This is a genomic window from Polaromonas naphthalenivorans CJ2 (assembly GCF_000015505.1).
GTDB lineage: Bacteria > Pseudomonadota > Gammaproteobacteria > Burkholderiales > Burkholderiaceae_C > Polaromonas > Polaromonas naphthalenivorans.
The window spans coordinates 3,290,322-3,302,922 of record NC_008781.1 but is presented as its reverse complement, the minus strand read 5'-3'; the positions used below and the strand labels follow the sequence as shown (position 1 = coordinate 3,302,922).

Genomic DNA, 12,601 nt, shown 5'->3' with positions numbered 1-12,601 from the left:
GATGAAATACATGGCAAAAAGCGGCTACCTGACGGACTGTTGCCGACAAAGTAGCCGCTGCTGAGACTGAGCGTGTTGTCTACGTAAAGCGATTAACTATCGCAGCGACAGCGTTACGTTATTTGCTTATCAATAATTCTCATAAGCACCGGTATCGATACCCGCACCCAGAGGCCGGGCCTTGCCATTGATGTCAGTGGTGGGAGCGTAGGTGGAAAGCCCCTTGTCAATGGCTGGCGAGGTATTCTTGATGTGATAGTCACCACCACCGGCACGGATATAGTTGACGAATTGGGGATTGGCACTGATCGTTCCAGAAACTTGGGCGACAGCATGGTCGGAAAGTTCAAAATCTTTGGTATTTCCATACACAATATTGTTTTTAATGGAGTTACTGCCTGTATCCACTGCAGTATTTGCACCAGTTATTCCCCCATAATTATCATAGACGATGTTGTTATGGATATTGACGCCAGAAGTGGGGCACCCGTTGTTGTAGGCATTTTCACACCCCCCGTAAACAATGCCGTACCAACGGTTTCCAAATACCGTGTTGTTCACAACGTCGACATTGTGGTCGTCATGGTAGAGGTGAATGCCGTAATTGGTGGCATACACAATATTGTTCTTTACGGTTCCGGAAGAAGAATGATAAATACCCTGGATAGTGTCGCAACTGCCGCCTATGTCGTGAACCAGATTGCCTACGAAATCATAATTGTTGAAAGCCGCCCCTCGGCCCTGATCTGCAACCATTCCAGCGCCTCCATCACCATCGCATCCGGAATTCAGCGCCACATGGTGAACCCAGCTGTTCTTCACCGTGGAGTTGCCGCCCGTCAGGTAGATGCCCTGCCTGACGCTGGTGCCGCCGTTGCCGTCGACCTGGAATCCGTCGATGTCGGTATAGCCGCCATCGACCTTCCACATCGTGTTCGCGCCCGCACCGGCGGGCACGAGCTTCGCGCCCCATTTGGTATCGGAGACATAACGGATTCGGCCCGAGGCCGTGCCGTTCACCGTGGAGGTGATGGTTTCGGCGTAGGTGCCGGGCGCGACATGGACCGTGGTGCTGGGTTTGACCACGCTCGCCGCCTTCTTGATGGTGCGAAACGGCGCTGCCTGCGTGCCCGGATTGGTGTCGGACCCCGTGGTCGCGACGTAATAGTTATTGGTGCTTGAACTGGTTGGAGCTGGAGCCGGCGTTGGCGTTGGCGTTGGCGTTGGCGTTGGAGTTGGAGTTGGAGTTGGAGTTGGAGTTGGAGTTGGAGTTGGAGTGGGTTGGCTGTAGCGGTTGCGTTGCCATCTGTTGCCGTATTCCGTGGCGCCAAAAGCGGTCAGGGTGCTTGTTGCCGCAACCAGGATGGCGGCATTGCGCAAGGTACGTGGTGAAATTCGCAAACTTGAAAAAGGGTGGGCAGGCGATTTGGTCAATGGGGTACGAATGGCGAGCGCGGTAGGTTTTTGCATGTTGATGAGAACAAGAAAACGACTGGATTAGTCAAAGTGGGTACCCCGTATTGGGTAGTGCTTTAGGTTAACTTGTTACGTTAGCTCGACAGTAAGAAGATGTGCGCGCGCCTGCGCCATGCCGTGGCGGTGCGTGCGCGGCGGCTGCAATGCCTGAATGCGCATTGCCCTGATGGCGGCCGGAGAATCGGTCCGATACGGCTTGTTTCGAGTGCTGGCGCGGTGTTGCGCGGTTTGACGCAGGAACGGATTCCTGGAACATCGGCGATGGATGAGCTTCTGGCAAGCCATGCAAGGCAAGCCTGAACGGTTACTTATTCAAGGTAACAGAAACTGTAAATAGATGAAAAAATTGACAAATAAAAACAAAGAAAAACAAATAAATACAAATAGGCTTTGCAGGGGTTTCGGCCTGGAGCCGGAATGCGCAGGTAACTTTTTTTGCTATTTTTTTAATAGCTGTACAGGCATGATTCACCTGCGCAAAAGCCCTATAAGCCATTAAATTTGATGTAAAAAGTGTGACATAAGTGAAATTCACCTGAGAAGGGTGAATTTCACTTCGCCGCCTCCACCTTCACGCGCGCATTCGGCGCCTCGCCAAACATCTCGGGCGCGTACAGCGCTTCGACCCGGCTCGGGGGCAGGGCGAAGCTGCCGGCGTTGTTCAGCCGCACGGTGTAGTCCAGCTTCAGCACGCCCTTGGGCAGGTACTCGTAATAGCTGCGAAAGGCCTCGAAGCTGCGTTCCTCGAACGCCGGCCAGCCCCCGCCTCCCATTGAAGCGGCCTTTTTCTCGCCGCTGGTGGCAATCTGCGAATCGCGGCCCAGGCCGCTGCCCAGAATCGTCGCGCCGCCCGGGATCGGGTCGGTGATGGCGACCCAGGTCATGTCGGCCGAGGCGTTGATTTCGAGCGTGATGCGCAGCACGTCGCCGCGCGTGTACTGGCCCTTCACGGCCTGCTCGACCGGGGTGATGGTCTTGCTGATCTGGTAGCCGGCGCTGAACGGGGCCTTGAGTTGCACGGCGGCCAGCGACTGCAGCGTGAGCCAGGGCTTGCCGCTGCCTTCATGCGTGACCGTCAGCGTGTCCTTCGCCGGGCTGCCCCACGGCAAAAACAGCGTGTTGTTGCGCAGCATGCCGGGCGCGGCGGGCGCGCCGAAGAAGCTCGTCTGGTGCGCGGCGCCCGAGGCATCGGCGGGCGTGATGCGCCCGACCTTGCGCCAGTCCACGCTGGCGGTTTTTGCCGTGGCCGCCGCGCTGGCCAGCGCCGCCTGGGTCACGCCCGCCACCGGAACGGCCTCGAACTTCGCCGAGAACTTGTCCAGCGCCAGCCCGCCCCAGAGGTTGGCCGTCGTGGTGCGCCAGGCGCCTTGTTGTTGGCGGCCGATGAAGCCGTTGGCCAGCCGCGCCATGTCGTCCTTCCACGCCGCATCGTCCATCACGGCGAGCATCAGGCGCGCCGTGTTGACATCGCCGTTGACCATCAGCCACCACCAGTAATCGTCTTTTTCGGTGCTGAACACCAGCCTGGTTCCCTGGTACGACAGGCGCGAGCGAAGAATCTGGCTGGCCTCAAGCAGCCGTTCCTCGCGCTGCGGCACGTCGGCCACGCGCTTCAAGATGTTCAGCCAGTCGATCACCGCATGCGTCGGCCACTGGTTGGGTGCAATCGTGATGCTGCCCGTCATGCGGCCTTGCGCCTTGCCGTAGCGCGACAGCGCTTCGAGCGCGGCCAGCTTGCGCACGTCCAGGTCCTTGCGCGGGCTCCAGAAGTCGCGCTGGATGCGGCCTTCGACGAAGGCGATCAGGCCGCGCTCCATGGGCGCGCGCGCTTCGTCGGGCAGGGCAAACGCGGGGTTGATCCCGGATGCCTCGTGCGTTGCGGCCAGCAAATAAGCCGTCAGCGTGGCGCTGCCGCGCGCGGCGTCGCCATCACGCGGCGGAAAGTAGCTGGCCAGGCCGTCGCTGTCGAGGTAGCCGGGCAGTTGCGCCACGACGGCCTGCCACAGCTTGCCGTCGCGCAGGCCAATCGCCTTGCTGGTTTTCTGCTCCAGGCAGGCAAACGGGTAAGCGGCAAACCAGTCGCGCACGCTGTCCATGCCCTCGGCGAGTTTGGGTTGCAGCGACAGCTTCAGGCCGCCACGGCCGGGCAGGGCGTCGGCCGGCGGGTTCACGTTGAGCCTGAAGCTGCCATCGACCTGCACCAGCGTGGCCTGCTGCACCGTCAGCGGCACGGCCGGAATGATGCGCTGGCTGGCCTTCAGGCCATCGCGCGCGCCGCTGAGCGTGTCTTTGGCCTGGATTTCCCACAGGATGGCTTGGGTGCGCGTCAGCCCCAACTGCGCCGGCGCGGTGACATTCCAGGCCACTTCACGCGCCTCGCCGGCCGGAATGTCCACGGTTTGCGGCTGGAGGTCGAGCAGCGTCGCGCGCGGGCTGACCTCGACCTTCATCGCGGCCTTGGTCGTGTTGCGCAGCGTGACTTGCGCGCGGAACTGGTCGTCCTCGCGCACCAGCGGCGGCAATCCGCTGATGATCTGCAAGTCCTGCGTCGCCTTGATGGTCGTCTGGCCGGTGCCGAACAGGCCGGTCGATGCATCGGCCACCGCGACGATGCGAAAGGTCGTCAGCGCATCGTTGAGCGGCACGCTCACCACCGCCTGGCCCTTGGCGTCGAGCTGCACTTTCGGGTTCCACAGCAGCAGCGTGTCGAGCAGTTCGCGCGTGTTGCCGCGCCCGCCGCCGCCGCCCGCCGCCACGGCTTTGCGGCCGTAATGCCTGCGGCCGATGATCTCCATCTGCGCGGTCGCAGTTTCAACACCCCAGGCACGACGCTGCAGCATCGCATCCAGCAGGCTCCACGAGGTGTTGGGCATCAGTTCGAGCAAGGCTTCATCGACGGCGGCCAGCGCGACTTCCGCGTTGGCGGCGGGCTGGCCGCTGGGCAGCTTCACTTGAACAGTGACCCGCGCCTGGCCGCGAACCGGGTAGCTGTCCTTGTCGGCTTTCACGCTCACATCGAGCTGGTGCGCTTTCGTGCCGACGCGGATTTCCGCCACGCCCAGCCGGAACGCGGGCTTGCTCAAATCGACCAATGCGGTCGGCGCGACGTATTCGCGGCCTTCGTACCAGAACGAAGTCCACCATTCGCGCGGCGCCTTGAAACCCCAGGTGAAAAAGCTGTACCACGGCACTTCGCGCAGCCGGCCGCGCAGCGCCAGCACGCTGACATACACATTCGGCCCCCAGCCGTCCTTGACCTGCAGCCGCACGGTCGGATCCTGGCCATTGAGTTGCACCACCTGCGTCTCCAGGATGCCTTCGCGTTCAATCGCCACCAGCGCGGTGGCGAAGCGAAACGGCATGCGCACCTGGAACACGGCCGTCTCGCCGGGCTGGTAGCTTTTCTTCTCGGGCAGCAGGTCCATGCGGTCGTGGTTTTCGCCGCCGAACCAGAGTTCGCCCTGCCGGGTCACATACACCGAACTGGCCGCCTGGATGCTGTTGCCGTCCTTGTCTTTTGCCGTCACGACGAGTTCGACCTCGCCCGGCTCGCCCAATTTGGCCTCGCACAGCAGCAGGCCGCGCGCGTCGCTCTTGCCGCTGCAAACGCTGCCCAGATCCTTGATGTCGGTCTTGTTGTCGTAGGTGTAGAAGCCGCCGACCATGCGCTTGCGGCTGGTGGTGACGATGCGGGCGACGGCCTTCACGTCCAGCGCGATGCCGGCGGCGGGCTTGCCGTTCAGGCTCAGGGCCAGCGCCTGGAACTTGACCTTCTGGCTGCTCGATGCCCAGCCTTCGGTCTTGATGCCGGCCACCACGCCGGCCGGCCACAGCGTCGAGACGCTGCGCAGCGTCTGCACCTCGCCGTTCGGATCGGCATAGCTGGCCTCCAGCAGCAACTCCTGCGCTTGCTTGGCCGGAGGCACGCCGGGAATCGTGAGCTTGCCCGCGCCGTTGCGGTCCAGCGTGAGCGGCAGCTTGTCGGCAATCACGCGCTGGTCCTGCGCGGCGCTGCTTTCTTCCTCGCCTTCCGTGCTTTCGGCGCGCTGGCCGCGCGGCGGCGAGAAGCTGAATTCCTCGTAGTCGCCGTAGCTCAGGGTTTTGCCGCGCACCAGCGCCGACACGCGCACCGGCAGGTTCACGGCGGGGCCGCCAGCCACGTAGCTGACCTGCACATCGGTGGGCACCGCCTTGACGTTGACCAGCGCCTGCTGGTTGACCGGCGTGATGCGCCCGGCCAGCACCGGCAGGCGGAATTCCTCGACGCGGAACTGCCCGCTGCTCAAGGTCTGCTCCTGGTTGCCGTCGCTGGTGGCGCGCAGGCCCTTGAGCTGCACCTCGTACAGGCCGAGCTTGGCGGCGGGCGGAATTGAAAAGCTGCTTTCCGCGCTCAGCCCGCCGGTCGCGGTCTTGCGCCATGCCACCGCCTGCGTGTACTGCTGGCCGCTGCCGGTGTGGGTGGCTACCAGCGTTGCCGGCTTCAACTCGGGAACGCCGAAACCCCGGCTGGTTTCATTGCGCAGCAGATGCTTCATCGACACGGTTTCGCCGGCCCGAAAGAGCGTGCGGTCAAAAATCGTGTGAACGCGCGTGTCGGGCACCGGGTCGCTGCTGGTCGGCAGGTTGAAGCGCCAGGATTCGATGCCCTTGTGCCAGTCACTCCAGGTGAATGCCATGTCCTGAATGCCGGCCTGCGTGGCCCGCGCGCTGACAAAGTAGGCGTTGCCGCCCTCGTCGCCGGAACAGTGCGGCGGCTCGGACGACAGGCCGGTGAATCGCGCAATGCCCTGCGCATCGGTCGTGGCCTTGGCCAGTAGGGCGCCCTGGCAGCTGGAGACGCGCACCAGCGCACCGGCCACGGGCGCGCCCTTGTCGAGCGTCGTCACCCAGGCCAGCGCGTTTTCGCGGCCGAGCTTGAAGTGAACGCCCAGGTTGGTGACCAGCGCCGAGGTGCGAACGTACATCGTGCGGCGGGCGCCGTGGCGCTCGTCGAGCAGCGACGCGCCGAGTTGTTGCGAGGCGATCTCGACCACATGAAAGCCGGGCGACAGCGGGATGCCGATGACCTCGAACGGACGCAGGGTATTGGCGGGCGCCGCGCTGCCGCCCAATGCGGCGGGCTGGGGCAGCTCCAGCGTCTTGACGCCCGGCTGGCCACCCAGCAACGACACCATGCGCGACTGCACGGAATCCCGGTCAGTTTTCTCCAGCGGCCGGGGCAGCGGGGTTTTGCTGTCGGCGGCGGCGAGCTTGCGCTCCACCTCGTAGCGGTCATAGCGCTGCACCTTGCGGAACCAGGCAATGATCTCGGCATCGCCCTGGGGCTGCAGGTTGCTGACCTGGCCGGCCGCCAGCCCCTTGATTTGCAAATTGGCCTCGACATTGCGCAGCGTGACCGGCAGCAGCGCCGGGTCGCCGGGCTTGGCGCCGGGCTCGGCAAAACGCTCCAGGATGCCGAACGGCGCGGCGGCGAACTTGGCCAGCGGCGGCATGGCGCCGGTCGCGACCTGCATCGGAAAGCTGCCGGCGTTCAGCAGTGCGCGGCCCGAGGCGTCCTTGAAGTCCTTGGGCAGTTCCAGCGTGAACCGGCCCTGTTCGGGAAAGATCGGTTTGAAAGAGAGGTCGGTGACCACGGCGTCGCCATCGCCGCCTTCCGATTCAAACGCCGGCTTGAATTCGCCGCCGCCGGATTTCAGGCGAATCGCCTCGGCCAGCTTGCGCGCCACCGGCGCATTGAAGTTCAGCCGCATCGGGCGAATCGGCAGGCAGGCCGCCTGGGCGTTTTCCCGCTCGCAGCTGAAGCTGGCGGTGAAAGGCTCGCGCACCGTGAAGTCGTAGCGCTTTTCGACGCTGTTGGGAACGCCGCTGGGCGTGCTGACGCCCTTGCCATAGACCAGTTGCACCTTGGTGGCCGGCGTCAGGCGCCGGTTGCAGGCCAGCGTGGCGTAGCGCAGCGGCTCCCTGGCGGCGGCCTTGTCCAGGTTGTGCGACTTGAGCAGCGCGTCGCGTTCGGCACCGTCGATCAGCCGCACCGGCACGCGCTCGCCCAGGCCTTCGACAGAACACCAGACGTTTTGCAGGACGCTGGCCTGCGTCGCCGGCCCGTTGAGCTGCAGCACAAAATACTGTTCTTCGTCGATGGGCTGGTAGGTTCCGGGGCGCAGGTTCTGGATGAACGGCCCGCCGCTATTGAATTTATAGCTGGTAGCGCCCGCCAGCAGTGCGGAAGAGTGCGATTTGAAGCCTGAAACGGCTGTCACGGTGCAGTACACGCCCGGCGGCAGGTCATTGGCAAACTCAAACGCCCATTCGCGGTCGCTGATCCAGCGGCCCGCGCCTTTGGTGGCCTGCGCGTCGCTGCAGTTCAGGCTCAACGGCGCGGGCGCTTTCGGGTCGCCGAAGTTGACGGCGGCCTCGTCGAATTTGGCGACGACTTGCCGGACCTGGGCGACTTCACCTTGCGGCGAAAGGCTGATGATTTGCAGGGCTTGCGCCTGCAGAGCGGTGGCTGCGGCCAGCGCAGCGATTATTTTTGTAAGGACGCGGGCCACGTTTTCTCCTGGTCGGGAGCCTGAGCGTAGCCGATTGGGGAGTCAATTCAGCGCCATTGGCGCGAACGCAGCGGCACAAAGCCGGGTCATAATTTGCGCATGCCCACGCACCGCGACCTTACAAACCCCTCTGGCCGTCACCGAGCGCCTGCTGTTCAGGGCGGCGGTTCAGTCCAACGAGGTTTATCCGCCACGTTTGGCTCCGTTGCCCCTGGCAGGCATCGTGGCGCGGCAGATAAACGCTGATCGTTAGGCCGCAATGACAGATCCCTTACCTTCGAATGCGTTGGTGGCCATCGCCACTGTAGTCGCGGCGGTCATCGCCGGGCTGATCTCCGTAGTTGCTCTTACGTTAACGAAAGAGCAAAAGACATCTGAGTTCCGTCAAGCATGGATCGACGGGCTTCGAAGTGACTTAGCGGACTATTTGGCAGCCGCGCGTGCCATGGCCCGCGTGATCGAGGAGGCTGCGGCATTTGGCGACAAGTACGCTGCGCTCCCGTTCACAATTCCGCCAGATCAAGTAGGTGAGATTCGTCGAAATGTGGCGGTCTCGCTATATCGGATCAAGCTGCGTTTGAACCCCGACGAGAAAGAGCACCAAGAACTCCTGCGCCTACTTGGTAGCGTTTCCGAAACACAAAAACAAGCAGTTTCGGCGCCGCTGGAACGTACTGCCGCCATGCTCCAGGCTGTCGAGACCGCCGCAGACTACTCGCGCCCAATTCTCAAGGCGGAGTGGCGCCGGGTGAAGGCTGGCGAACCACAATTCCGGCTAGTTCGCAACTGGCTTGTGCCTGTTGTGTTTGCACTCTGCGCGTTCTTCGCATGGCTGATTGTGAGCGTGAAGATTGCGGCCTAACCGGTCGTATATGGACTCCCCCACAACGGCAAGAGGCTGACCGATAGTTTGGCTTGTGGGGAAGCGCCTGCAGTCGTATATCCGGCATCGATGGTGGGCTCTGTCGTGGCCCGTGCCGACATGGAATCTGCGTCACCGATGCGCCAGTCGATACGAGCGTATATGGACTCCCCCACAACGGCAAGAGGCTGACCGATAGTTTGGCTTGTGGGGAAGCGCCTGCAGTCGTATATCCGGCATCGATGGTGGGCTCTGTCGTGGCCCGTGCCGACATGGAATCTGCGTCACCGATGCGCCAGTCGATACGAGCGTATATGGACTCCCCCACAACGGCAAGAGGCTGACCGATAGTTTGGCTTGTGGGGAAGCGCCTGCAGTCGTATATCCGGCATCGATGGTGGGCTCTGTCGTGGCCCGTGCCGACATGGAATCTGCGTCACCGATGCGCCAGTCGATACGAGCGTATATGGACTCCCCCACAACGGCAAGAGGCTGACCGATAGTTTGGCTTGTGGGGAAGCGCCTGCAGTCGTATATCCGGCATCGATGGTGGGCTCTGTCGTGGCCCGTGCCGACATGGAATCTGCGTCACCGATGCGCCAGTCGATACGAGCGGCAGGCAAGCTGCCGGAAGAGTTATCGGCGTCTATCGGTGTGGGGTGAACCCGGTTGGCCATGGTGGTCGATCAATCTCGTCGCAAGCGTGGATGGGTGTTGGGTTTCTTTTCCTGGTGACGGGTTGTTTTGGATGTTGGCTGTTCAGGCCGGCATCACAAAGCTCTCCCTGTTGATCTTCTTGTTCAGCCGCTGGCCTTCATCAAACGGCTCCTTGTCTCTGAGCGTGGCATAGCAAATCCGCGCCAGCTTGTTGGCCAGCGCACAAGCCGCCTTGTTGTGGTTGCCCCTGGTCTGCACATCCAGCGCCCAACGGCGCACACCACAAACTTCTTTGCCGGAACCCTCAGCCACCTTGGCGGCACGCAGCACACTTCTGGCCCCGTGAGTGAGCAGCATTCGTAGATAGCGATCTCCCTTCTTGGAAATGCGCCCCAGGTAACGGCTATTGCCCGAGCTGTACTCCTTGGGCGTCAAGCCAAACCAACTGGAGAAATGCCGTGCGTCCTTGAAGTGACTGACATCGCCAGATGTAGCCGCCACCATTGCAGTGGCCGTGAGCAAGCCAATGCCTGGTATCGAGAGCAGCGTGGTGCATGCCGGGCACAGCCTGGCCAGGGATGCCAGTTCGCGCTCCAGTTGAGCAATGCGAGCTTCGAGCAGGCGTATTTCTTCAATCAGCAATTTGGCTGTCCCCCGAATCAGATCGGGCACCGCAGTATGGGGGTCAGCCAGCACCCGACTGATGGCTTCGATGCCAGTGCGCGCGCCTACGGGAATCGCAATGCCAAACTCCCGGCAAAAACCACGCAAGGCATTGATGCGCGAGGTACGCGTTCCCATCCACAAGCTGCGGATGCGGTGCATGCCTTGCAGTGCCTGTTGCTCGACTGACTTGATTCGTACCGGGCGAATATCCGACGCCCGGGCGGCTTCGAGCAGCGCCGCTGCATCGGCAGCATCGGTCTTGTTGCGTTTGACATAGGCACGGACGTACTGGGCTGGGAGTAGTCGAACCTCAATGCCCAGACCATTGAGCCAGCGTGCCCAGTGGTGGGCCGAGCCGCAGGCTTCCATGATGACCAGACTCACATCCCGGTTGACGAACCAGCGCTCGAACTGGGTACGCGTAAGGCGGTGTGTTTCCACGACCCGCCAAGACGCATCGGCGACGGCGAGCTGGAAAACGGACTTTGCAAGATCGACGGCAACGGTAGTAGCATTCATGTCGGACTCCTTTTGTTTAAAGACCTGATCTCCACGCCAATGAAAACCAGAGCGCCAATGTGGCGCAAAAAACAGGGGGAGTCCATCCCATCATTCCAGCGAACCGCCGTTCCAAACGGTAGGTGCAAGATTCGTTGTTGATCAAGGCTGCCAGCGCCGTTGGAAAAACGGTCGAAATACGACTGAAACGTGAACCGAAACGGGCGCGGGAGAAATTAGGCTCCTGAGCAGCCAATTTATCGCATCAAATAGGCCTCTGGCGCAAGCGGATAAAGCACTGGCAGCTATTAAAAACAGAGCAAAACAAGCGGGCCTTCCAAGCCCGCCCAAGCCAACCCCAATCAGCCCAAATTCACCGGCACGAAAATCCGGGTGTCGCCGCGCAAAATCAGCAGCGCCACTGATTTTTGCGACTTGGCCACGGTGGCGCGCACCTGGTCGATGCTTTTCACGGGAACGCCGTTGATCGACAGCAGCACGTCGCCCGCCTGCACGCCGGCCAGCGCCGCCGGGCCGCTGGCCTGCTGGACCAGCAGGCCGCTGTCAATGCCAGCTTCCTGCTGTTCGTCGGGCTGCAGCGGACGCAGCGCGAGGCCCAGCTTGCCCTGGCCGGGCGCCTCTTTCTTGCTGGCGACCTGCGCGGCCTTGTCGTCGGCATTGGCCAGCCGCGCCGTGATTTCCTTGGCCGCGCCCTGGCGCCAGACATCGAGCTTGATGCTGTCGCCCGGCGCCGCCAGGCCAATCACCGCCGGCAGGTCGCCCGACGAGACAATCGGCTGGCCGTTGACTTGGCGGATCACGTCGCCCGGCTGCAGGCCCGCCTTGTCGGCCGGGCTGCCTTTTTCAACCATTGACACCAGCGCGCCTTCGGGCTTGTCGAGCTTGAAGGAATCGGCGAACGCCTGGTTGACTTCCTGCACCGACACGCCCAGCCGCGCATGCTCGACCTTGCCGGTGGCGACGATCTGGTTCTTGATCTTGGTCGCCACGTCAATCGGGATGGCGAACGACACGCCCTGGTAGCCGCCGCTGCGGCTGTAGATTTGCGAGTTGATGCCGACCACTTCGCCGCGCGCGTTGAACAGCGGGCCGCCCGAGTTGCCGGGGTTGATGGCGACATCGGTCTGGATGAAGGGCACGGCGCTGTCGTCGGGCAGCGAGCGGCCCTTGGCGCTGACGACGCCGGCGGTCACCGTGTTTTCGAAACCGAAGGGTGAGCCGATGGCCAGCACCCATTCGCCGACCTTGAGGTCGCTGGTCTTGCCCAGCGTGGCGACCGGCAGGTTGCTGGCGGCGATCTTCAGCACGGCGATGTCGGTCCTGGCGTCGGCGCCCAGCACCTTGGCGCGGAATTCACGCCGGTCGGTCAGCTTGACGGTGACTTCCTTGGCGCCGCGCACCACATGGGCATTGGTCAGGATGATGCCGTCGCCGCTGACGATGAAGCCCGAACCCTGGCCGCGCGTCGGCATTTCCTCGGGCGCTCCGCCCCGGCCCGCGCCGGGACGCTGGCCCTGGCCCTGCTGGAAGCGGCGGAACAATTCGCCCAGCGGGCTGCCCAGCAGCGGGTCGCCTTCTTCATCGTCACCGCCGCCCTGCGCCAGCGGGGAGTCGTTGGAAACCTTGGTGCTGCCGGTCACGCTGATGTTGACCACCGACGGGCCGTAGCGTTCGGTGATCTGCGAGAAGTCGGGCAGGGCCATGGGCGTGGCGGCCGTGCTGACGGCCGGGGCTGACAGGGCTGCGATGGCCGGTGTGTGCGCCATGTTGAATGCGCCGACTCCGGCCCCGCCAATGGCGCCTGCGGCCAGCAGCGCCGCGATCAGCCGGGTATTGCTCAAAGCAGTGGATTTCATGGGAACGGTTCCTT

Annotated in this window: 5 protein-coding genes; 1 reads left to right on the top strand and 4 read right to left on the bottom strand. The window is 62.8% G+C overall.

Annotation, left to right across the window (positions count from 1 at the left end; translation table 11 throughout):
- Positions 1-129: 129 nt before the first annotated feature.
- Complete coding sequence (locus PNAP_RS15555; protein ID WP_011802481.1) at positions 130-1,470, bottom strand: DUF1565 domain-containing protein; 1,341 nt, start codon at positions 1,468-1,470, stop codon at positions 130-132.
- A 557-nt stretch (positions 1,471-2,027) separates the two neighbouring features.
- Positions 2,028-8,027 carry an alpha-2-macroglobulin family protein gene (locus PNAP_RS15550; RefSeq protein ID WP_011802480.1) on the bottom strand — a complete coding sequence of 2,000 codons (6,000 nt, stop codon included), beginning with the start codon at positions 8,025-8,027 and terminating at the stop codon, positions 2,028-2,030.
- Positions 8,028-8,316: 289 nt separating this feature from the next.
- On the opposite strand from PNAP_RS15550, the gene PNAP_RS15545 reads away from it, so the two are divergent.
- Positions 8,317-8,889 (top strand): hypothetical protein, encoded by a 573-nt coding sequence (locus PNAP_RS15545; protein ID WP_157040304.1) that lies wholly within the window; start codon positions 8,317-8,319, stop codon positions 8,887-8,889.
- A gap of 759 nt (positions 8,890-9,648) precedes the next feature.
- Here PNAP_RS15545 and PNAP_RS15540 read toward each other — a convergent pair.
- Together PNAP_RS15540 and PNAP_RS15535 are read right to left on the bottom strand one after the other, a co-directional pair.
- On the bottom strand, positions 9,649-10,731 hold the full coding sequence (locus tag PNAP_RS15540) for an IS110 family RNA-guided transposase (protein ID WP_011801143.1): 1,083 nt from the start codon (positions 10,729-10,731) through the stop codon (positions 9,649-9,651).
- A 341-nt stretch (positions 10,732-11,072) separates the two neighbouring features.
- Complete coding sequence (locus PNAP_RS15535; protein WP_011802478.1) at positions 11,073-12,587, bottom strand: DegQ family serine endoprotease; 1,515 nt, start codon at positions 12,585-12,587, stop codon at positions 11,073-11,075.
- Between the last annotated feature and the right edge of the window lie 14 nt (positions 12,588-12,601).